This is a genomic window from Tamlana sedimenti (genome assembly GCF_038148895.1).
Lineage (GTDB): Bacteria > Bacteroidota > Bacteroidia > Flavobacteriales > Flavobacteriaceae > Tamlana.
In genome coordinates this window covers 1,197,103-1,218,560 of the sequence record NZ_JBBVGQ010000001.1, presented here as the reverse complement: position 1 = coordinate 1,218,560, position 21,458 = coordinate 1,197,103, and the positions used below count along the sequence as shown (strand labels likewise).

General features: G+C 36.9%; 20 protein-coding genes. 6 read left to right on the top strand and 14 right to left on the bottom strand.

Going from position 1 to position 21,458, the window contains the following annotated elements:
• Positions 1-9: 9 nt before the first annotated feature.
• Positions 10-1,428: an amidohydrolase family protein gene (locus WJN01_RS05350; protein ID WP_445196105.1), complete on the top strand. Its 1,419-nt coding sequence runs from the start codon at positions 10-12 to the stop codon at positions 1,426-1,428.
• Between the two features lie 73 nt (positions 1,429-1,501).
• Here WJN01_RS05350 and WJN01_RS05345 read toward each other — a convergent pair whose 3' ends face one another.
• The 4 genes from WJN01_RS05345 to WJN01_RS05330 all read right to left on the bottom strand — a co-directional run bounded on the left by WJN01_RS05345 (position 1,502) and on the right by WJN01_RS05330 (position 5,658).
• Positions 1,502-2,734 carry an ammonium transporter gene (locus WJN01_RS05345; RefSeq protein ID WP_445196104.1) on the bottom strand — a complete coding sequence of 411 codons (1,233 nt, stop codon included), beginning with the start codon at positions 2,732-2,734 and terminating at the stop codon, positions 1,502-1,504.
• 19 nt (positions 2,735-2,753) lie between these two features.
• Positions 2,754-3,092: a P-II family nitrogen regulator gene (locus WJN01_RS05340; RefSeq protein WP_445196103.1), complete on the bottom strand. Its 339-nt coding sequence runs from the start codon at positions 3,090-3,092 to the stop codon at positions 2,754-2,756.
• Positions 3,093-3,252: 160 nt separating this feature from the next.
• Positions 3,253-4,542, bottom strand: coding sequence for an ammonium transporter (locus WJN01_RS05335; RefSeq protein WP_445196102.1), 1,290 nt, complete (start codon positions 4,540-4,542; stop codon positions 3,253-3,255).
• 108 nt (positions 4,543-4,650) lie between these two features.
• Entirely contained in the window at positions 4,651-5,658 is a 1,008-nt protein-coding gene (locus WJN01_RS05330) for an outer membrane beta-barrel protein (RefSeq protein ID WP_445196101.1), read from the bottom strand.
• Between the two features lie 467 nt (positions 5,659-6,125).
• Here WJN01_RS05330 and gltB point away from each other — a divergent pair, with 467 nt between their 5' ends.
• On the top strand, positions 6,126-10,640 hold the full coding sequence (gene gltB, locus WJN01_RS05325) for a glutamate synthase large subunit (protein WP_445196100.1): 4,515 nt from the start codon (positions 6,126-6,128) through the stop codon (positions 10,638-10,640).
• A gap of 4 nt (positions 10,641-10,644) precedes the next feature.
• Entirely contained in the window at positions 10,645-12,108 is a 1,464-nt protein-coding gene (locus tag WJN01_RS05320; RefSeq protein WP_445196099.1) for a glutamate synthase subunit beta, read from the top strand.
• A 71-nt stretch (positions 12,109-12,179) separates the two neighbouring features.
• Here WJN01_RS05320 and fbp read toward each other — a convergent pair whose 3' ends face one another.
• Positions 12,180-13,187, bottom strand: a complete 1,008-nt coding sequence (fbp, locus tag WJN01_RS05315; protein WP_445196098.1) for a class 1 fructose-bisphosphatase — start codon at positions 13,185-13,187, stop codon at positions 12,180-12,182.
• Positions 13,188-13,303: 116 nt separating this feature from the next.
• On the opposite strand from fbp, the gene WJN01_RS05310 reads away from it, so the two are divergent.
• Genes WJN01_RS05310 through WJN01_RS05300 form a run of 3 tightly spaced genes read left to right on the top strand, consistent with a single transcriptional unit; the run spans position 13,304 to position 16,893 of the window.
• On the top strand, positions 13,304-13,783 hold the full coding sequence (locus WJN01_RS05310) for a GNAT family N-acetyltransferase (RefSeq protein WP_445196097.1): 480 nt from the start codon (positions 13,304-13,306) through the stop codon (positions 13,781-13,783).
• A gap of 1 nt (position 13,784) precedes the next feature.
• Positions 13,785-15,035, top strand: a complete 1,251-nt coding sequence (locus WJN01_RS05305; protein ID WP_445196096.1) for an aspartate kinase — start codon at positions 13,785-13,787, stop codon at positions 15,033-15,035.
• 22 nt (positions 15,036-15,057) lie between these two features.
• Entirely contained in the window at positions 15,058-16,893 is a 1,836-nt protein-coding gene (locus tag WJN01_RS05300) for a GNAT family N-acyltransferase (protein ID WP_445196095.1), read from the top strand.
• Here WJN01_RS05300 and WJN01_RS05295 read toward each other — a convergent pair.
• From WJN01_RS05295 to WJN01_RS05255, 9 genes are all read right to left on the bottom strand, one after another.
• Positions 16,890-17,327 (bottom strand): arsenate reductase ArsC, encoded by a 438-nt coding sequence (locus tag WJN01_RS05295; RefSeq protein ID WP_445196094.1) that lies wholly within the window; start codon positions 17,325-17,327, stop codon positions 16,890-16,892. The genes WJN01_RS05300 and WJN01_RS05295 overlap by 4 nt on opposite strands.
• An 18-nt stretch (positions 17,328-17,345) precedes the next feature.
• Positions 17,346-17,867: a GNAT family N-acetyltransferase gene (locus WJN01_RS05290; protein ID WP_445196093.1), complete on the bottom strand. Its 522-nt coding sequence runs from the start codon at positions 17,865-17,867 to the stop codon at positions 17,346-17,348.
• Positions 17,821-18,318 (bottom strand): DUF6428 family protein, encoded by a 498-nt coding sequence (locus WJN01_RS05285; RefSeq protein ID WP_445196092.1) that lies wholly within the window; start codon positions 18,316-18,318, stop codon positions 17,821-17,823. Before WJN01_RS05285 ends, WJN01_RS05290 begins: the two co-directional genes overlap by 47 nt.
• A gap of 44 nt (positions 18,319-18,362) precedes the next feature.
• Positions 18,363-18,686 (bottom strand): ArsR/SmtB family transcription factor, encoded by a 324-nt coding sequence (locus WJN01_RS05280; RefSeq protein WP_445196091.1) that lies wholly within the window; start codon positions 18,684-18,686, stop codon positions 18,363-18,365.
• 81 nt (positions 18,687-18,767) lie between these two features.
• Positions 18,768-19,220, bottom strand: coding sequence for a YtxH domain-containing protein (locus WJN01_RS05275; protein ID WP_445196090.1), 453 nt, complete (start codon positions 19,218-19,220; stop codon positions 18,768-18,770).
• Between the two features lie 84 nt (positions 19,221-19,304).
• On the bottom strand, positions 19,305-19,754 hold the full coding sequence (locus WJN01_RS05270; RefSeq protein WP_445196089.1) for a hypothetical protein: 450 nt from the start codon (positions 19,752-19,754) through the stop codon (positions 19,305-19,307).
• Between the two features lie 59 nt (positions 19,755-19,813).
• Positions 19,814-20,578 carry a sulfite exporter TauE/SafE family protein gene (locus WJN01_RS05265; RefSeq protein WP_445196088.1) on the bottom strand — a complete coding sequence of 255 codons (765 nt, stop codon included), beginning with the start codon at positions 20,576-20,578 and terminating at the stop codon, positions 19,814-19,816.
• A gap of 82 nt (positions 20,579-20,660) precedes the next feature.
• Complete coding sequence (locus WJN01_RS05260; protein WP_445196087.1) at positions 20,661-21,047, bottom strand: VOC family protein; 387 nt, start codon at positions 21,045-21,047, stop codon at positions 20,661-20,663.
• Positions 21,048-21,059: 12 nt separating this feature from the next.
• Positions 21,060-21,431 carry a VOC family protein gene (locus WJN01_RS05255; protein ID WP_445196086.1) on the bottom strand — a complete coding sequence of 124 codons (372 nt, stop codon included), beginning with the start codon at positions 21,429-21,431 and terminating at the stop codon, positions 21,060-21,062.
• Positions 21,432-21,458 lie beyond the last annotated feature (27 nt).

The following is a 21,458-nucleotide window of genomic DNA, read 5'->3' as shown; positions in this document are numbered from 1 at the left end:
AGAAGTTATATGAAAAACCTTTTTTTTATTTCAATACTTATAAGTTTATCTCTTTCCTCCTACGGGCAAACTTCTTTGTCAAAGGAAACAGAAGCCTATGTATCATACCCTAGAGGCCTATATATTTTTCAAAATTTAACTATAGTTGATGGTACGGGCAATGCTTCCAAAACCAATCAAGACATTGTTGTTAATGGCGAAATAATTGAACGCATCGGTCCTGATTTAGCCATTCCTGAAAACGCCAATGTAGTTAATTTGGAAGGCAAAAGTGCTATACCAGGAATGGTGATGTTGCATGAACACCTTTTTTATCCAAAAGCTACTCCGGGTAATAATTTTGGAGTCAACCAGATGAGCTATTCCTTTCCCAAGCTATATTTGGCCAGTGGAATTACCACCATGAGAACTGCGGGAAGCATCATGCCACATGCCGACCTTAACATTAAAAATAAAATATTGAATGGTGAGATTCCTGGGCCAAAGATGGATGTAACCAGTCCACACTTAGATAGGGAAGGCACCGGATTAATTGAGTTAGGGCCTTTTAGTTCTACAGAACAGGTAGTTGACATGGTTAATCTATATGCTGATTTGGGAGTTACTTCTTTTAAAGTATATAATTATTTAACAAAATCCGATTTAAAGGCGATAGTTGAAACAGCTCATTCAAAAAACTTAAAAGTTACAGGGCACTTGTGCTCAATTACCTATAGAGAAGCAGCAGACCTAGGCATTGACAATTTAGAACACGGCTTTTATGCCAGTAGTGACTTTATAAAGGACAAACAACCTGATGAATGCGAACCATTCAACCAAAGAAAATCATTACTTCAACTTCCTGTTGATTCTGAAGCCATGACAAATCTTATTCAACATCTAGTAGAAAAAAAAGTGGCATTAACATCAACAATCAATGTTTTTGAGCCCTATACCAATAGAGAAGTTGTTCCCGGTGGAGGATTAGATGCATTATACACTGGAGCCAAAGAAAAAGTGTTTAAAAGATGGGCAAGCAAACAAGGAAGAGACTCGTTGGATTATGTCCTTTTCAACAAAGCAAAAGTATGGGAAAAAGCATTCCATGATGCTGGCGGACTATTGGTTGCAGGAACAGACCCAACCTACGATGGTAGAATTGTTGCCGGTTACGCAAACATGAGATTAGTTGAGTTGTTCGTTGAAATGGGCTTTACCATTCCAGAAACCATTAAAATATGCACGTTGAATGGCGCAAAATATTTGGAGCAAGATGACACAATTGGAACTTTAGAAAAAGGCAAAATTGCCGATTTCATCATTCTGAATGATGATATAAGTAAAAACATTAAAGCCATTAGATCTACTGAAACAGTATTTAAAAATGGCATTGGATACAATTCTGAAAAACTATTTAAGGCAGCTGACGGACTTGTGGGCATTAGATAAAAACTCTAAACAAAAAGGATGACCTGCATCAAAGCAAGCCATCCTTTATTAACACTAAAAATGTTTTTATATACTAATGCTCGTTCAACCTGAAGTCTGGATAAGCATCCATACCATGTTCGTGAGCATCCAATCCTTCCAATTCTTCCTTTTCAGGAACTCTAATTCCAACTGTTTTCTTCAATACAAAGAAAATTAAGAAAGAAGAAACAACACATATAGCTGCATAACAAGCTACACCTGTTAACTGAGCCAAGAAAGTGTGTTCTGGGTTTGTTGAGAAAATACCAACGGCCAAAGTTCCCCACATGCCACATACCAAATGTACTGCTATAGCTCCAACTGGATCATCCAATCTTATGGCATCAATAAAGCTAACAGCAAAAACAATAAGGGCTCCAGCAATTGCACCAATTAAGATGGCGCTTTCTGGTGTCATAACATCAGCACCAGCGGTAATACCAACCAAACCTCCTAGTATACCATTTAAGAACATGGTTAAATCAAGATTCTTAAATTTTAAAAATGACACAAAAGCAGCTACAACACCACCAGCGGCGGCGGCCAAACAAGTTGTCACTAAAGTTAATGAGGTCAATTCCGGATCGGCAGAAAGTACAGAACCTCCATTAAATCCGAACCATCCTAACCATAAAATCAATACACCGGCAGTTGCCATTGGGATGCTATGACCAGGAATAGCTTGTGCTTTACCATTTTTGTCAAACTTACCGATTCTAGCACCAAGCAACCAAACGGCTACCAATGCTGCCCATCCACCAACTGAATGAACTAAAGTAGAACCTGCGAAATCATAAAATCCTAGTTGATCCAAAAATCCACCACCCCATTTCCATGATCCTGCAATAGGGTAAACCAATCCTACATATAATACGGTAAAAATCATGAATGGGCCAATTTTTATACGTTCAGCAACCGCTCCAGAAACTATTGTTGCAGCTGTTGCGGCAAACATGCCTTGAAAAAGGAAGTCTGTCCACCACGTATATCCTCCATCAGCGTATTCAGGTGTCATACCATTTTCTGGTGGTGCAATACCAAAACCTGCAAAGTCAAAAATTCCCGCTGAATCCTCAGCAAAGCCAGGATACATTAAGTTGAATCCAACCAAATAGTATAACAATAGCCCTACCGTTATGATAAAAATATTTTTAAATAAAATATTGATTGTATTTTTTTGTCTTGTTAAACCAATTTCTAAAAATGCAAAACCAGTGTGCATAAAGAAAACCAGTGCCGTACAGATCATCATCCATACGTTATTTGCTGTAAATAATCCTTCCATTATAATTTGTTTAATTGTTTTATTTTAAAGTTTCTCCTCCTTTTTCTCCAGTTCTTATCCTGTAAGATTGCTCCACATCTGAAACGAAAATTTTACCATCACCAACTTCACCTGTTCCTGCTGAATTTATAATAGCCTGAATAGTTCTTTCAGCAAAATCGTCATTAACCACTATAGATAGATATCTACGTTGAATATCACTTGTGCTATAGGAAATACCCCTATAAACATGACCTTCCTTTTCGTTTCCAAGACCGGTTACATCCCAGTATGAAAAGAAGTTCACGCCAACTTCATGTAACGCTTCTTTAACAACACGATACTTTGATTTTCTGATAATTGCTTCAATTTTTTTCATAATTCATTGTCTTAATTGATTTAGTATGTTAAAATAGGAAATTATTTATTTACCCTAAAACCTAACTATTTATACCTCTCCTCTGTAAAAGTTTAAAAGATGCCTCATTTTTTGAGGCATCTTTTAACTTAGTATTAATAATATTAATTTAAACTTAAGATTACTCTTCAATTTCTCTTTGTCTCTTACCTGGATAAGCGATTTCTCCATGCTCAGAAATATCAAGACCAGCAATTTCTTCTTTTTCAGAAACTCTTAATCCGCCAAATGCTTTCTTAATGATGAACAAGAAAATAAATGACATTGCTATGGCCCAGACAGCGTATGCCACAACTCCAATAGCTTGGGCACCTAATTGAGCGGCACCTCCACCATTAAACAGACCAATACCAGCGTCGCCATCGATACCCCAAAGTCCAATTACCAAAGTACCCCATGCACCAGCTACACCGTGTACAGAAATAGCACCTACAGCATCGTCAACTTTTAATGTTTTTTCAACGAATCCGATAGATAACACTACCAATAGCCCACCTAAAAGACCCGCTAACACAGCACCACCTTCAGACATATTACCACAACCTGCAGTAATACTAACAAGACCAGCTAGGGCACCGTTTAATGTCATACCAAGGTTTGGTTTTCCGTTTTTAATCCATGTGAACATCAATCCGCCTAAAGCACCTGCAGCAGCAGCCAAGTTTGTAACAAGTACTACTTGAGAAGCAGCAGTAGCGTCATCTCCACCCCAAGCTAATTGAGAACCACCGTTAAAACCGAACCATCCTAACCAAAGGATAAACACACCTAAAGTAGCGTACATTTGGTTGTGACCATGCATAACGTTTGGTTGACCATTTAAGAACTTACCAATTCTAGGACCTACCATCCAAGCAGCAACAAGTGCAGCCCATCCACCAACAGAGTGAACAATAGAAGAACCTGCGAAATCGATAAACTCAGCAGGCATAATACCATCGGTGTTGTTTAACCATCCACCGTTCCATTCCCATCCACCAGCTATTGGGTAAATGAAAGCTGTTAATACAATACTGAAGATTGCATAAGTTGTATATTTTGTTCTTCCAGCAATTGCTCCAGAAACGATTGTTGCAGCAGTTGCGGCAAATACAGTTTGGAAGAATAAATCAGCAGCTCCTTGTGAGAACACTAGCCCTCCCCAGTGGAAAAACCCACCACCTTGGTCTGCTCCATACATTAAAGAATATCCAATAAACCAGAAAGCCAATGAACCAACTGCTATATCCAAGAAGTTTTTCATGGCAATGTTTACCGCGTTTTTAGAATCTGTCATACCAGATTCCACTAAGAAGAATCCTGCTTGCATGAAGAATACCAAGATACCAGAAATCAGCATCCACATCATTCCCATGTCGCCTTCAATCGCGGCGGTGTCTTGCATAATAAGAGGGATATTTAATATTGACATAATAAATAATTTTAGGGTTAGTAATATTGTAAATAAAGCAGGTTCTCTATTTATTGAATAATGAACCTGCCTTTATTCATTTTTGTTTTATTGTTTTTCAAACATTCCTTAGAATGTCAAAATTGCAGCTAAAGTGAATGCAGCTAAGCTAGAAGCAGGAGCACCATCATTGTCGATATATGCACTATCCCAGTTAGACCAAGAATCCAATCTAACCTCTGGCTTAATAATTAAGTTATCTTCAACAGTATAACTACCTGTTAATGTAGTAGCGAATACACTTGGCAAGTCGCTCGCATCTCCATGGTAACCGAAGTACTCACCTCTTAAACCTATTGAGAAAGTTTCACAAGTCGCTACCTGAGGATATAAAGCAGCTCCGTAGAACCCTTCACCATCATTATCGTTATAAGCAGCATTGATTCCTAAGAAGAAACTATCTGATAAATCAAAACCACCTGTATAATCGATTTCAAAACCTAAACCACCGTTTTCACCACTATCATAGTATAGGTTAAGGTATTGACCGTAAGCCCCTAATTGTGCTCCAAGAGCGTATTCACCTGTCATGGAGGTATTGTTAGTATCCCAAGGGTTTGTAACAGCCAACATTAAGCTAATATCATCAGATAAAGCAAAATCTGCTTTTAAACCAACATGTGAGAAAGGTCCGTTTGAGAATAAATAAGAACAGCTGTAGTTGAAGTTAGCTGCTGGAGCAATAACCTCATAGCCTAAGAAAGTATTCCATCTACCGAATGTTAACGTAGTGCTTTCAGAAACATTCCAGTAAACATAAGCCTGATTTACAATACCATCAACAATGTCAGTGTTAAATGTAGCACCAGCACCTCTTGGTCCAGTAACTAAATCCACAACACCACCAACTTTTTCGCCTTCGTAGCTAAAAATAACATTACCCATACCGATAGCAAAACCTGATTGATCTGCAAAAGCAGTACCGAAAGCTATACCAGAATCATCAGGAGCTGTTAAATAGGTTTGACCATAAGCATCAACACTACCACTAACGGTAAATTTTGGAGCCGGAGCTTCTTCCTGTGCAAATAAGCTACATGCTAAAAAGAACATTGAAAGTGTAATAAGTTTTTTCATAATTGTTTTCATTTAAGTTATTAATTCTTTTAGTTAATTTTTCCTTAAGAACGGCGTAAAACTATGTCAAAAACTTTTAACCCCCATAAAAAATAGGGGTAATTAGTTTACTTTTATTGATATTCTAATTTTAACCCTATTTTTTTGAGGGTATTCATCAAATTATTTATTTTTTTGTTATTTCAACAACATTGATATTTGAATTATTGTCAGTATTTTCTATTTTTTGATGCTGTTTTTTTTGTTAATTCAGCTATTTGTTAGCATTAATTAACATATCTGTATTTAACACTGAAAATAAGTGGTTTGAATATTTATTAAAAAACCCGTTTAATATTGATAGATAATTATTTTTATAATGGTATAGCTCCTAAAATCGAAATAATGAAATTCTCGCTATTGTAATTCGAAAACTAGTGCATATCTTTACACTTCAACTCAAGATTTTAAACCTATAATTGTTGATTATGCTGACGAAACAAGGACTTTATTTACCAGAATTCGAACACGAAAATTGTGGTGCTGGTTTTATCTGTAACCTTAAGGGTGAAAAGACAAACCAAATCATACATGATGCCTTGGAAATTCTGGTAAAATTGGAACACCGTGGTGGGGTAAGTGCCGATGGAAAAACTGGAGACGGTGCCGGTTTATTAATTGATATCCCTCATGATTATTTTAAGCGTGTTTGCGACTTTGAAATTCCAGAGCCAAAAGAGTATGCTGTGGGTATGGTTTTCTTGCCAAAAAACAAAAACCAATATAAGTTTTGCAAAACCGTTTTTGAGAAAGAAATAAAAGCACAAGGCCTATCTGTTTTAGGCTGGAGAAAAGTGCCTGTAGATTCTACCCAGCTGGGAGAAATTGCCAAGGCTTCAGAGCCAACAATTGAGCAAATATTTATTGGCAAAACTGAAGATATCAAAGATGCTATTTTTAATGCCAAATTATATGCGGCGCGTAAAATAACCGAGCACGAAATATTAAATTCAAAAATATCTGAAAGTTCGTATTTCTATTTACCAAGTTTATCAACAACTACGTTGATTTACAAAGGCATCATCATGCCTGAGGACATCGGCCCGTATTACACAGATTTACAGCAAATAGACTTGGTTACACGTCTTGCTTTGGTACACCAACGTTTCTCTACCAACACCATGCCTACATGGGAACTCGCTCAACCATTCCGTTATATGTGCCAAAATGGTGAGATAAACACTTTGCGTGGCAACGTAAGTAGAATGCGTGTGCGCGAAGAGATTATGAAGAGTGAGGTTTTTGGGCCACAAATTGAAAAATTGTTCCCAATAATATTGCCCGGAAAATCAGATTCTGCTTCTATGGACATGGTTGTAGAATTGCTAACTCATACAGGACGTTCGTTACCTGAAATCATGATGATGATGATTCCTGAAGCTTGGGAAAAGCACAAAACCATGAGTGAGGACAAAAAGGCATTTTATGAGTACAATGCTTGCATCATGGAACCATGGGATGGCCCAGCTTCTGTACCTTTTACAGACGGAAATTATATTGGAGCCTTATTAGACAGAAATGGCTTAAGACCATCGAGATATACCGTTACCAAGAGTGGTAAATTAATCATGTCTTCCGAAATTGGGGTGGTAAACATTCCGCCTTCAGACATTGAAAGCCATGGTAGATTGGAGCCAGGAAAAATGTTCTTGGTAGACATGAACGAAGGTCGAATTATTGAAGATGAAGAAATTAAAAGTAAAATCGTTTCCGAAAGACCTTATAAAAAATGGTTGGATAAAACACGCTTACATTTAAGAAACGTACCTTACACCAATGAAACTTGTCCGATTGAAACGATTGACATCAAAACAAGACAGCGTTTATTCAATTACACTTTTGAGGATATCCAAGAAATCATTACACCAATGGCCGAATCAGGCAAAGAAGCCCTTGGCTCAATGGGTATTGATACTCCTTTGGCTGTTTTGTCGGACAGACCTCAACTTATATCAAATTACTTCAAACAATTATTCGCCCAAGTTACAAATCCACCATTAGATGGTATTCGCGAAGAAATCGTAACCGATATTGCCTTAAACTTAGGTAAAGACAGAAATATTTTCAGCATTACAGAAAGACAGTGTAGAAAACTTAGAATACAAAACCCTGTTGTTTCCAATGCCGATTTAGAAAAAATTAGAACTATTTCAATTGATGGTTTTAAAGCTGAAACCATCCAAATGCTTTACCCAAAAGCCCAAGGATTGAATGGTCTGGAAGATGCTTTAGATGATATTATAATTCAAGTTGAAAAAGCTCTAGATAGAGGAACAAACATAATTATTCTTTCAGACAGAGGCGTGAATAAAGAATTCGCACCTATTCCAGCACTTTTGGCGTGTTCCTATGTAAATCATCAAATGAACCGTTTGCGTAAGCGTTCTTATTTCGACATCATTATTGAATCCGCAGAACCACGTGAACCACACCATTTTGCTGTTCTTTTCGGTTATGGCGCAAGTGCCATCAACCCATATATGGTAAACGAAATCATCCGTATGCAGGTTAAGGAAGGTTTTATTCATGGAATGGATGAAGAAAAAGCTGTAGAAAACTTCAACAAAGCCATTGGTAAGGGTATTCTTAAAATCATGAACAAAATTGGAATCTCTACATTACATTCATATAGAGGTTCTCAAATTTTCGAGATTGTTGGTTTCAACTCGCAATTCGTTGAAAAATATTTTCCTTATACAGCTTCAAGAATTGAAGGCATTGGGTTATACGAAATTGAAAAAGAAATTAACGAGCGCTATAAACTGGCTTATCCGGACAAATTAATTGATAAACGCTTAGGATTAAACATTGGTGGAGATTACAGATGGAGACGTAATGGCGAGCGCCATATGTTCAACCCAACCACTATTTCAAAATTACAACAGGCTGTTAGATTGAGTGACCAAAAAAGTTATGACGTTTATGCTAAAGCCATAAATGAGCAATCTGAGAACTTGATGACCATCCGTGGGCTGTTTGAGTTTACTAACTTAGACCCTATTCCTCTCGAAGAAGTGGAAGATTGGACCGAAATAGTTAAACGTTTTAAAACGGGAGCTATGTCTTACGGATCTATTTCTAGAGAAGCTCATGAAAATTTGGCCATTGCCATGAACCGTATTGGTGGTAAATCTAATTCTGGTGAAGGTGGTGAGGATAGAAGGCGTTTCCAAAAAGATGTAAATGGAGACAGCAGAAACTCTGCCATTAAGCAGGTTGCATCAGGTCGCTTTGGTGTAACTTCCCACTATTTGACCAACGCAAAGGAAATTCAAATAAAAATGGCCCAAGGTGCCAAGCCTGGTGAAGGCGGGCAACTTCCAGCACATAAAGTTTTGCCATGGATTGCCGCTGCACGTAACTCCACTCCTTTTGTTGGGTTGATTTCTCCGCCGCCTCATCACGATATTTATTCTATTGAAGATTTAGCTCAGCTAATTTTCGATTTGAAAAATGCCAATCGCGAGGCCAGAATCAATGTAAAACTAGTTTCTGAAGTTGGTGTTGGTACCATTGCCGCTGGTGTTTCAAAAGCAAAAGCAGATGTGGTGTTAATTTCTGGTTATGACGGTGGTACTGGAGCATCTCCTCTAACCTCATTAAAACATGCTGGTTTACCATGGGAGCTTGGTTTATCAGAAGCGCAACAAACCTTGGTATTAAATAATCTAAGAAGTAGAATTGTTGTAGAATGTGATGGTCAATTAAAAACTGGCCGTGATGTTGCTATAGCGGCGTTATTGGGTGCTGAAGAATTTGGATTTGCAACTGCACCTCTAGTTGCTTCCGGTTGTATTATGATGCGTAAATGCCATTTAAATACTTGCCCAGTTGGTATTGCAACCCAAGATAAAGAGTTACGTAAAAACTTTAAAGGTACGCCAGAGCACGTTATTAATTTCTTCTATTATGTAGCCGAAGAATTAAGAGGTATCATGGCACAACTTGGTTTTAGAACCATGGCCGAAATGGTTGGGCAAACGCATAAAATCAACGCCAACAAAGCCATCAAGCATTACAAGGCAAAAGGCTTGGATTTATCCAGCATTTTACACAGACCAAGTGCATACAGTAAGCTTACGGTTAGAAATACGGAACAACAAGAACATAATTTAGATAACGTTTTAGACTTCACTATTTTAAAAGATTCTCACAGAGCTTTGTATAGAAAGGAAAAAATGAATTTGTCTTATCCAATCAAAAACGTTGACCGTACTGTTGGGGCTATTGTGAGTAACGAAATTTCAAAAATATATGGTCATTTGGGCTTACCTGAAGACACTTTAAATATCAACTTTAAAGGTTCTGCTGGTCAAAGTTTTGGTGCTTTCGGCGCACACGGACTTACCTTCTCTCTTGATGGAAATACTAACGATTACTTAGGTAAAGGATTATCTGGAGCTAAATTGATTGTTAGAAAACCTGCAGAAGCTGACTTTTTAGCTGAAAATAATATCATTGTCGGTAACGTTTGTTTGTTCGGTGCCGTTCAAGGACAGGCCTATATAAACGGAATTGCTGGCGAGCGTTTTGCCGTTAGAAACTCTGGAGCAATTGCCGTTGTAGAAGGTGTGGGCGACCACTGCTGTGAATACATGACTGGAGGAAAAGTTGTTGTTTTAGGAAAAACAGGAAGAAACTTTGCGGCTGGAATGAGTGGTGGTATCGCTTATGTTTATGATCCGAACAATAAGTTCGTAAACGGTTTGTGTAACACTGAAACCATTGAATTTGAAGATATTTCTCAGGAAGATGCTGCAGATTTAAAAGGCTTAATTGAAAAGCATGTACTTTATACAAATAGTAATCTTGGTCAAAAACTTTTGGCCGATTGGGATACTAGCTTAGCCAATTTTGTAAAGGTGATGCCAACGGAATACAAACGTGCCTTAAAACGTTTAGAGACAGAAGAACAAATGGTAGAAGAATTAACAATAGCATAGTGTCATGGGAAAAGTAACCGGATTCAAAGAATTTGAAAGACAAGATGAAAAATACACGCCTGTTGAAGAACGGGTAAAACATTATAAAGAATTTACAGTTCCATTAAGTGAAGAAGAAATAACAAAACAAGGTTCGCGTTGTATGGATTGTGGCATTCCATTTTGCCATAGTGGATGCCCTCTAGGGAATTTAATACCAGATTTCAATCATATGGTACACCAAGGCGAATGGCAAAAGGCCTCTTGGATATTGCATTCAACAAACAATTTCCCTGAATTTACAGGAAGGTTATGTCCTGCGCCTTGCGAAAAATCTTGTGTGTTAGGAATCATTGAAGACCCTGTTTCCATTGAAAACATTGAAAAACAAATTGTTGAACGTGCTTTTAAGGAAGGATGGATTAAGCCACAGCCTCCCAAAACAAGATCTGGGAAAACAATAGCCGTTGTTGGCTCTGGTCCAGCTGGTCTGGCTGCTGCACAACAATTAAATAGAGCTGGGCATACCGTAACTGTTTTTGAAAGAGATGATGAAATCGGAGGACTTTTACGTTATGGCATTCCTAACTTCAAAATGGAAAAGGAAATTATTGACCGTCGTTTAGCCATTTTAGAGGCTGAAGGCATCACTTTCAAAACCAATGTTAATGTTGGGGTTAATTATGATGTTGAAGAATTAAAAGTTTTTGATGCCGTTGTGCTTTGTGGTGGTGCCACTGAAAGACGCAGCTTACCAACTCCTGGAATTGATGCTGATGGTGTTGTACAAGCTATGGACTTTTTAACGCAACAAACCAAAGTACTTTTTGGTAAAAAAGTTGAAAACCAAGTTATGGCTACTGATAAACATGTTGTTGTAATTGGTGGTGGTGACACTGGATCTGACTGTGTTGGAACCTCCAATCGCCACGGAGCTAAATCGGTTGTGAATTTTGAAATCATGCCTAAACCTCCTGGACACCGTTCGCCAACTACACCATGGCCATTCTGGCCGTTGCAATTGAAAACATCGTCTTCACACGAAGAAGGTGTTGAACGTAATTGGTTAATAAATACCAAAGAATTTGTTACTGACAAGAACAATAAATTAACCGCTTTAAAAACGGTAAATGTTGAGTGGAAAATGGTTCCGGGCCAACGCCCTCAATTAATTGAAGTGCCTGGTACCGAAAAAACTTGGCCATGCGATTTAGCTTTACTGGCACTAGGTTTTACAGGGCCAGAAAGTACGTTGGCAGATAAATTGGGCATTGAAAGGGACGCTCGATCAAACTATAAAGCCGAGTATGGCAAATACCAAACCAACATTCCAAATATCTTTACAGCTGGTGATATGCGCCGTGGGCAGTCATTGATTGTTTGGGCCATTTCTGAAGGACGAGAAGCCGCTCGCCAAGTAGATTTGTACTTGATGGGCAAATCAGATTTACCATCAAAAGATGTTGCCGGAGATTTGGTTGCTTTATAGGTTAAGGCATAATTATAGAACAAAAAATGCGAGCTTATAGCTCGCATTTTTTGTTCCATTATCTTCCTTATTTATTGAGCATTCCGCATAAACTCTTCTGCTTTTTCAACCATATTTTTGCTGCCACAAATAAACGGTACTCGCTGGTGCAACTCAGTTGGTTCAACATCCAAAGTTCGTGTAAAACCATCACTGGATTTACCATTAGCCTGTTCTGCCAAAAATGCCATAGGGTTACATTCGTATAACAAACGTAGTTTCCCATTAGGATTCTTAGAGCTTTGAGGATATAAATAAATACCTCCTTTAATCATATTTCTATGAAAATCGGAAACCAATGACCCAATATATCTAGAAGTATAAGGTCTGTCTTCCTCTTCCCTTTGACAATATTTAATATAATCTTTAATGCCTTGCGGAAAATGAATATAATTTCCTTCGTTTACCGAATAAATATTACCATCAACTGGGTATTGCATATCAGGATGCGATAAGTAAAATGATCCAATGGCAGGGTTTAAGGTAAAGCCGTTAACACCATCGCCGGTGGTATAAACTAACATGGTAGATGTACCATAAACCACATAACCAGCAGCAACCTGCTCACTTCCCTTTTGAAGAAAATCTTCAAGCTGAACGGGTGTGCCAACTGGCGTAACCCTTCTGTAAATAGAAAAAATCGTTCCAACAGAAACATTTACGTCAATATTCGAAGAGCCATCTAAAGGGTCAATTAAAACCACATATTTGTTTTGGTGCATTTCATCTTGACTGTTTATGGTTATAAAATCATCTTCCTCTTCACTAGCAATACCACAAACAATATTTCGTTTAGTCAACGTTTGTATAAACTTCTCGTTGGCATAAACATCAAGTTTTTGCTGGTCCTCACCTTGAATATTGGTGTCGCCGGCAGCACCAATAATATCAACCAAACCTGCCTTATTTACCTCGTGGTTAACAACTTTTGCAGCAAGGCGGATGGAATTAAGTAAACTTGATAACTCACCAGAGGAATACTTAAAAGATGCCTGGTTTTCTATAATAAATTCCCCTAGAGTTTGCTTTTTATGAGCCATAATTGATTAGTTTGTTTCTACAAATTAACTGATTTTTTTGGCAAACTACAACGTTTTCGTTATCGATTACATCATTATTTAACTTTAAACTATATTTGATATAATTTTTAAGAAATATGAATTTTACCATAAGAAAATCTGTTAAAAACGATATGCCTCAAGTTTTGGAATTGATTAAGGAACTTGCCATATTTGAAAAAGAACCCGATGCCGTTGAAGTTACGGTTGAGGATTTGCAACAGGATGGTTTTGGAGAGCATCCTTCATTCCTGTGCTTTGTTGCCGAAGTTAATGCAAAAATTGAAGGCATTGCGTTAATTTACAACCGCTATTCCACATGGAAAGGTCGTGCCATCCATTTAGAAGATTTAATTGTTCGTGAATCTATGCGCGGAACCGGAATTGGAACTGCCCTTTTGGATGAAGTTATTAAATATGGCCATAGTATTGGTGTAAAACGAATTAATTGGGAGGTTCTAGATTGGAACGAACCTGCCATTGCCTTTTATGAAAATAAAGGTGCCACGGTGATGCGTGACTGGGACGTGGTTCAATTAAGCGAAGAAGGTATAAAAAACTATATTTCAAAGTTATAGCATGAAGGTATTCAAATTTGGCGGGGCTTCGGTAAAAGATGCCAAAGGCGTAAAAAACTTAGCCTCCGTTTTAAAAAAAATGGGGCACACAAATACAGTTGTCATCGTTTCTGCAATGGGCAAAACTACCAATGCTCTTGAAGTTGTAGTTAAAAATTATTTTGAAAACAAAACGGAATTACAAAGTTCTATCCAAGAAGTAAAAAAATATCACAATGAGATACTCTTGGATTTGTTTGACAATGAAAATCATCAGGTTTTTAAAAAAGTAGTTACTCTTTTTGATGAATTAAGTGCCTTGTTAAAAGTCAACAAATCACCAGACTACAGCTTTGTGTACGACCAGATTGTTGGTTATGGTGAATTGGTTTCAACAACCATAATTAGCGAGTACTTAAACAGTATTGGTCTAAGCAACAATTGGATTGACGTTAGAAATTTGATTAAAACAGATAATTATTACAGACGAGCCAATGTAAACTGGACCGAGACACAAAACATAATATCCTCAAAATTCAATAAATCGGTTTTAAACATCACCCAAGGATTTTTGGGAAGTGATGACAACAATTTTACCACAACCCTTGGAAGGGAAGGCAGCGACTACACTGCAGCTATTTTTGCCTACTGTTTAAATGCAGAAAGTGTTACCATTTGGAAAGATGTTCCAGGAGTATTGAATGCCGACCCACGATATTTTGAAAATGCCCAAATACTAAATAAAATATCATATCGTGAGGCTATTGAGCTTGCTTTTTATGGAGCTTCGGTTATTCACCCAAAAACATTGCAGCCTTTACAGCGCAAGGAAATTCCGCTATACGTTAAATCATTTTTAAACCCAGAAAAACCTGGGACAGAAATTGGCAAAAATATCACCTTAGAGCCCATGGTTCCGTGCTTTATAGTGAAAAAAAACCAAGTATTGATTTCATTATCATCTTTAGATTTTTCATTTATTGTTGAAGAAAATATTAGCGAAATTTTCAGCTTATTACATCAATTTAAAATGAAGGTTGATGTTATTCAAAATTCAGCCATAAGTTTTTCGGTTTGTATTGACAATATTTATAACAATTTAGATAAGCTTTTACAGCATTTAAAAGCAAAATTTAAAGTAACTTGTCATGAAAACGTTTCGCTTTACACGATAAGACACTACAATCAAACTGCAATAAACCAAATAGAAGCGGACAAAACGGTGTTATTAAAACAATTAACTCAAGAAACAATTCAAATAGTAACTAAATAAACAATTTAGTACATTTACAGCCATGAGCAAACCACAAGATATAGGTTTAGTATCTGCCAAAGAAGTGGCCAAAGCCATTCAGATGGATAAATATGGGTTTATTGGCACCTTTATTGGATGGCTTTTAATGAAGCTTCTTAAAATATCTACGTTAAATAAAATTTATAAGCGAAATAAGCACCTAAACGAACTTGAGTTTTTAAATGCTATTTTGGACGACTTTAAAATTAAGTTTGAAATTCCTGAAGAAGATTTAAAGCGCTTACCAAAAGATGGGGCATACATTACCATATCAAACCATCCACTTGGAGGCATTGATGGCGTCCTCTTACTAAAATTAATGTTGGAGCAACGCAAGGATTTTAAAATAATAGCCAACTTTTTACTTCACCGAATTGAGCCATTGGTGCCTTTCATCATGCCTGTAAATCCTTTTGAGGATAGAAAGGATGCCAAATCGAGTGTAGCAGGTTTTAAAAATTCGATTCTTCATTTAAGGGAAGGGCATCCGTTAGGTATTTTCCCTGCTGGTGAAGTATCAACCTATCGCGATGGCAAACTGGTGGTGGACAGACCTTGGGAAGAAGCCGCCATGAAATTGGTGAAAAAAGCTGAAGTGCCTGTGGTTCCTATATATTTCCATGCCAAAAACAGTAAGCTATTTTATAAACTTTCAAAAATTAGCGACACTTTTAGAACGGCGAAACTACCCTCGGAACTGTTGACCCAAAAACGGCGAACAATAAAAGTTCGGATTGGTAGACCAATTTCCGTGGAAGACCAAAAAGAACATATCGGTCTTGAGGAGTTCTGCGAATTTTTAAGGCGAAAAACATATATGCTGTCCAATGCCTTTGAAGACAAACCCAAAATATTGGATAATATTTCGTCAACATTAAAAACACCCAAAACACCCAAAAACATAGTTACTCCGGTTGATTCTGCCTTAATGCTGAAAGAAGTTGAAACACTTAGAAAGGAGGACTTACGTCTATTGGAGAGTAAAAATTATGAAGTGTTTTTGGCGCAAGCCCAAAAAATACCAAACATACTTCGTGAGATAGGCCGCTTGCGGGAAATTACTTTTAGAGAGGTTGGCGAGGGCACCAACGAAGCCATCGATTTAGATACTTTTGATAATTATTACCACCATATGTTCCTTTGGGACAATGAAAGCAACATCATTGCAGGTGCTTATAGAATGGGATTAGGGTCGCAAATTTTTCAACGTTACGGCATTAATGGGTTTTACCTTCAAGACCTATTTCGATTTGAGCCCGAGCTTTATAAAATGATGAGCGAATCCATTGAAATGGGCAGAGCGTTCATCATAAAAGAATACCAACAAAAACCCATGCCCTTATTTTTGCTTTGGAAAGGCATCGTTCACACCACGCTACGCTACCCCGAACATAACTTTTTAATTGGAGGCGTCAGCATTAGCAACCAGTTTTCAAATTTCTCAAAATCATTGATGATTGAGTTTATGAAATCGCATTATTACGACCCTTATATAGCACAATATGTGAGGCCTAAAAAAGAATTTAAGGTGAAGTTAAAAGACGCCGACAAAGATTTTGTTTTTGATGAAACCGAAGCCGATTTGAACAAATTCGATAAAATTATTGATGAAATAGAACCAGGAGCATTGCGCTTGCCCGTACTGCTAAAAAAATACATTAAACAGAATGCAAAGCTGGTAGCATTTAATGTTGACCCATTGTTCAACAACTCTGTTGATGGGTTAATGTACATTAAAATTGCTGATTTACCCGAAAGTACCGTGCGCCCTGTTATGGAGGAATTTCAAGCCGAATTGGAACGCAAGTTTAATAACAACGGCCATAACGAAAATTAGGCCACTTTTTCTGCGCTTAAATATTCTTCAACAAATTTCTTAAAATATGATTTTATTTCCTCTCTGGCTTTTAAAAAAGCTGCATGCTTTTCAACTTCCGTCCCCACTAATTTTGATGGGTCATAAAAATTATGATGCAATCTTATTGCATTTTTGCTTGGAATAAACGGGCAGTTTTCGTTGGCATGGTCGCAAACAGTAATTATGAAATCAAAATCCACATCGGCGTATTCATCAACGTGGTTTGAGGTGTGGTAATCAATGCTGATGCCGTCCTCTTTCATTATTGCAGCAGCACCAGGATTAATACCATGAGTTTCTATGCCAGCGCTGTAAACCTTAACCTTTCTGTTATCCAAAAAATGATTTAAATATCCGTGTGCCATTTGGCTTCTACAGGAATTTCCTGTGCACAATACTAAAATGTTTATCATTTTTCTCTATAATTCCTTTTAATCTATTTTTTTGCTTCTCCTTTCCATAAGTTGATTGTCGTACCATTTACCGTTAAGTTTCCCTATTTTTTCTCGAACGCCAACCATTCTGAATCCGCATTTTTTGTGCAAATTGATACTGGCTATATTTTCAGAAAAAATATTGGCTTGCAATGTCCAAAATCCATGGGTTTCGCTTTCTTTAATTAGTGATTTCAGCAATAATTCACCAATGTGTTTTCCTTTAAATTCATTTGAAACGTAAATGCTAACTTCTGCTACCCCTCTGTAAACTTGCCGTTTAGACACTTGTGCTAAAACGGCAAACCCAACCACCCCATTTTTAATAACTGCAACCGTTCTGCAACTAGAAAGGTATTTGGTATTCCATTCGTCCCAATTTGGGCATTCTGTTTCAAAAGTGGCTACACCTGTGGCTATGCCCTCAGAATATATTTTTGAAACAGCACCCCAATCTGCTTTATGTAATGGCCTAACAGCAATTTCCATTTGGTGAACAGCAGGGCTCATCATTTTCATAAACAGGCTGTAAAGCCTGCGGTACGCCGCAAAGCTCTTTTGCTTTACAATCTGTTTTTTCAACGGCTAATTTAACTATTAGTTTGTTGCCATTTATTTCGAAATCGTTAACAAATAACTGTGCCGTGTGAAATGCAGTGTTACTGTACTCAAATTTCACTTCAGCGTTTATATCATAAGGCTTCATCTTTCCTACTTTCTTCAGAATCCCCAAAGCCTTTAGCACAGTCATGTATTCCGTTTTACCCAACTCACTGGGGCTTTCCCATAGTTGAATAATCGTTTCGTTCCAACTGTCCGTTTGTGAACCACAATCAACAGAATCAATTTTAATATGTTTTACTTCTGTGATATGGTAATTGGCACCAACTAATAAGCCCGGTTTATATTCGAACAACAATGATTTGTCTTTATGGTCTTCCAATACTTTGAATAATTCTTGTGTTTTCATATTATTTTTTATGTTTAAATGAATTGCATAATGCCCAATATAGGCTAGCAACAATTAGATTTTGTATTATTAAAAAAGGTGTTTAATTGATTTTGTATTTCTGTCCAGCGTTCTACATCAATACAGTAGCACATGCTTTTACCTTCTACTTCCCCTTTTAAAAGCCCAATGCTTTTTAGTTCTTTCAAGTGTTGTGAAACAGTGGCTTGGGCCAAACCAATTTCTTCAACCAAATCAGTGCAAATACAAGCATTTTGATTGCTTATATATTGCAAAATCGCTACACGCGCGGGGTGGCCTAGCACTTTAAAAAATTGGGCCAAGTCATTTTGCTTTTCTGTAAATATTTGTGTTTTGGTAACTCCCATAATTAAATTATATATTGCAATATTACGATGTTAATTTGAAACAAAAAAGCCAAAACTAATTTTTTTGGCTTTTTTTAACTTTTATAATGATTTAAACCAATCTTGAAATTGAGCCCCAAGCAAAAAGGTTGGTTTCATTTTTCCTCCCAAAGCGCTTACCAAACTCATAATCCATGCAACAAAAATAACTAGCAATAAAATCCATCCTAGAACCGGGATAACTCCTAAAAAGCTCAACAGAATCAGCCCTAGCATTTGTCTAATATAGAAAGACCCCATTTCGGTTTTATTACTACTGTTCATAATTAAGGCAATTACCCAACCTATTAAGTGTATATGGGCAATAATGGCCACATTTTTACCATCACTCAACACTTCCTTAGCATCATCAGCAAACTCAGACGCCGCTTCCTTAGCGTCCTTGGCAAATTCCTTTGTTTTTTCACTGGCTTTATCGGCTGCTTTTTTTGCGCTATCCTTAGCGTCACCTAACATATCGTTTAGGTCGTCACTTAAATTTTTCTCGTCAGACATAATTTTAATATTTTGGTTAGAAGATTGATTATAAAGGTACTAAAAAATTAAATCAGTTTCAATTAGTTATCAATCAATTGGATGTTATTTTCCGTTGAACAAATTCTTAATAAACCCCTTTGTTTTTTTATAAACCTCTGTTATTTGCTCTTTAGCTTCATCAGTAAAATCATCCAATTTTTCATTGGCTTCTTCAGCTAAAATTTTCGTCTTTTCAATGGCTTTATCAAACTCCTTCTCAGCCTTTTCAGCATATTTTTTGGCTTCAACTTTAAAATCGTCTGCAACTTCTTTTGCTTCGGCTCTCAGCTTTTCACCTCTCTCTTTTGCCATTTCCGTTACTTCCTTGATTTTTTCATTAGCCTCATCCGAAATTTTGTTGGCTCCATCCTTCGCTTTATGATAGATTTCTTCAGCTCTATGTTTGAGTTTTTCATATGCATCATCTTCCAAATAATCTCCTGAATTATGGTCGTTTATAATTTCAGCTTCATAAACTTTTTCTTCTTCTCTGGTATTCTTTTTTGTTGACATGATTTACAATTTTATACCTATTAGTATGTCAACTTCCTATTCTGTTACAACCCTGATTGTTACCTAAATAACATTATAACACCTCCAAGGGCAGTGACAATTAAAATAAAACGCCGATAATTGACATTGGAAATTAATCTAACTATACGCGCACCCAAGAAAAACCCAATGATAACTGGAGGGATAAGCACAGAATTAAGCACCAAAGTTTCTGCAGTTACAGTTTTCCACACAAGAATATGAAAGGGAAGCTTAAATACATTAATAATGAAGAACAACCATGCCGCAGTACCTATAAATTCATTTTTAGGAAACCTAATAGCAAGAAAATATATGTTGGAAATTGGCCCGGCTAAATTACCTATCATCGTTGTGAAGCCAGCCAAAAACCCCATTGTAATTCCAAATATTTTATTTTTAGGAACGTTGGCTGATTTTCGGTTTTCTGTGTAAAACATGATAAGAACCGAGGCAATTATGGTAATAGCCATCAGTCTTTTAAATACCATTTCTGAAATATCGTTACCTACCCAAACACCAACCAAAACGCCAACTATCATCCATGGAATAAGCTTTTTTATGATGTGCCATTTAACATGATGATAGTAATAGGTTACCGCAAAAATGTCGGCTACAATAAGCATGGGAAGTAAAATACCAGTGGATGCCTTCTCGCCGAAAACAAATGCCAAAATAACGACAATGATGATGCCAATACCTTTAATTCCTGATTTTGAAAGGCCCAATAAAAAAACCGCAAAACTAATGGCTAGCCATTGCAATGCAGTTAAATGGTACGACTGAAGTATTTCTATATAAGACAATTGAAATTTAATTTATTGAGATTTAGATTTCTTAATTAGGTTTCGACTGCGCTCATCCTGACAATGGAACTTCATAAAGCTGCTACAAAAAAGCACTGTCAACAGGTTCCCAAAGCTCTATTTTATTGCCATCGTTATCTAATATCCAGCCAAATTTTCCGTATTCATATTCCTCAACATCGCCAACAATAGTAACCCCTTCTTCTTTTAAAACCTTCAGCAATTCGTGTAAATTCTCCACTCTATAGTTAAACATATACTCCTTTTTTGAAGGCTGGTAATATTCGGTGTCTTCGGGAAAAGGGCTCCATTGGGTTGAACATTCATTCCCTTCTTTATCCTTCCACCAAAAGGTGCAACCGTAATCGTCGGTGTTAAACCCTAAATGCTTTTTGTACCAATCTTTTGTGGCTTTTGGGTCTTTGGTTTTAAAAAACAAACCGCCAATGCCTGTTACTCGTTTTTTCATTTTTATGAGGTTTTAAACATGTTGGTCAATAAGAATAGTATTCCCATCGGGGTCATACAACACAATACTTGCTGGACCAGAAGTGGATTCGTCGGTTTCACTTTCTAATGGAATATTGTTACTCTTTAAATGTTTTTGAATAGTTCTTACATCATCAAAAGGTTCCACCTTGTTGGCATTTTCATTCCAGCCTGGGTTAAAGGTTAAAATATTTTGTTCGAACATGCCCTGAAACAATCCAATTAATGCATTTCCATTTTTCATGATGAGATAATTCATGTCCAAATCGCCAGCGAACTTTTTAAACCCAAGTGTTTCATAAAATTTTTTTGACCTGTTTAGGTCTTTTACGTTCAGGCTTATTGAAAATGCTCCTAGTTTCATAATATTGTTTTTAATTATTTCTTTTTA

What these genes read in the sequence shown, in the direction of transcription:
- WJN01_RS05305 (WP_445196096.1), top strand. Translation starts at nt 13,785, where the DNA reads ATGAAGGTATTCAAATTTGGCGGGGCTTCGGTAAAAGATGCCAAAGGC.
- WJN01_RS05340 (WP_445196103.1), bottom strand. Translation starts at nt 3,092, where the DNA reads ATGAAAAAAATTGAAGCAATTATCAGAAAATCAAAGTATCGTGTTGTT.
- WJN01_RS05320 (WP_445196099.1), top strand. Translation starts at nt 10,645, where the DNA reads ATGGGAAAAGTAACCGGATTCAAAGAATTTGAAAGACAAGATGAAAAA.
- WJN01_RS05255 (WP_445196086.1), bottom strand. Translation starts at nt 21,431, where the DNA reads ATGAAACTAGGAGCATTTTCAATAAGCCTGAACGTAAAAGACCTAAAC.
- WJN01_RS05275 (WP_445196090.1), bottom strand. Translation starts at nt 19,220, where the DNA reads ATGTCTGACGAGAAAAATTTAAGTGACGACCTAAACGATATGTTAGGT.
- WJN01_RS05350 (WP_445196105.1), top strand. Translation starts at nt 10, where the DNA reads ATGAAAAACCTTTTTTTTATTTCAATACTTATAAGTTTATCTCTTTCC.
- WJN01_RS05335 (WP_445196102.1), bottom strand. Translation starts at nt 4,542, where the DNA reads ATGTCAATATTAAATATCCCTCTTATTATGCAAGACACCGCCGCGATT.
- fbp (WP_445196098.1), bottom strand. Translation starts at nt 13,187, where the DNA reads ATGGCTCATAAAAAGCAAACTCTAGGGGAATTTATTATAGAAAACCAG.
- WJN01_RS05345 (WP_445196104.1), bottom strand. Translation starts at nt 2,734, where the DNA reads ATGGAAGGATTATTTACAGCAAATAACGTATGGATGATGATCTGTACG.
- WJN01_RS05300 (WP_445196095.1), top strand. Translation starts at nt 15,058, where the DNA reads ATGAGCAAACCACAAGATATAGGTTTAGTATCTGCCAAAGAAGTGGCC.
- WJN01_RS05295 (WP_445196094.1), bottom strand. Translation starts at nt 17,327, where the DNA reads ATGATAAACATTTTAGTATTGTGCACAGGAAATTCCTGTAGAAGCCAA.
- WJN01_RS05290 (WP_445196093.1), bottom strand. Translation starts at nt 17,867, where the DNA reads ATGAAAATGATGAGCCCTGCTGTTCACCAAATGGAAATTGCTGTTAGG.
- WJN01_RS05270 (WP_445196089.1), bottom strand. Translation starts at nt 19,754, where the DNA reads ATGTCAACAAAAAAGAATACCAGAGAAGAAGAAAAAGTTTATGAAGCT.
- WJN01_RS05280 (WP_445196091.1), bottom strand. Translation starts at nt 18,686, where the DNA reads ATGGGAGTTACCAAAACACAAATATTTACAGAAAAGCAAAATGACTTG.
- WJN01_RS05310 (WP_445196097.1), top strand. Translation starts at nt 13,304, where the DNA reads ATGAATTTTACCATAAGAAAATCTGTTAAAAACGATATGCCTCAAGTT.
- WJN01_RS05285 (WP_445196092.1), bottom strand. Translation starts at nt 18,318, where the DNA reads ATGAAAACACAAGAATTATTCAAAGTATTGGAAGACCATAAAGACAAA.
- WJN01_RS05260 (WP_445196087.1), bottom strand. Translation starts at nt 21,047, where the DNA reads ATGAAAAAACGAGTAACAGGCATTGGCGGTTTGTTTTTTAAAACCAAA.
- gltB (WP_445196100.1), top strand. Translation starts at nt 6,126, where the DNA reads ATGCTGACGAAACAAGGACTTTATTTACCAGAATTCGAACACGAAAAT.
- WJN01_RS05330 (WP_445196101.1), bottom strand. Translation starts at nt 5,658, where the DNA reads ATGAAAAAACTTATTACACTTTCAATGTTCTTTTTAGCATGTAGCTTA.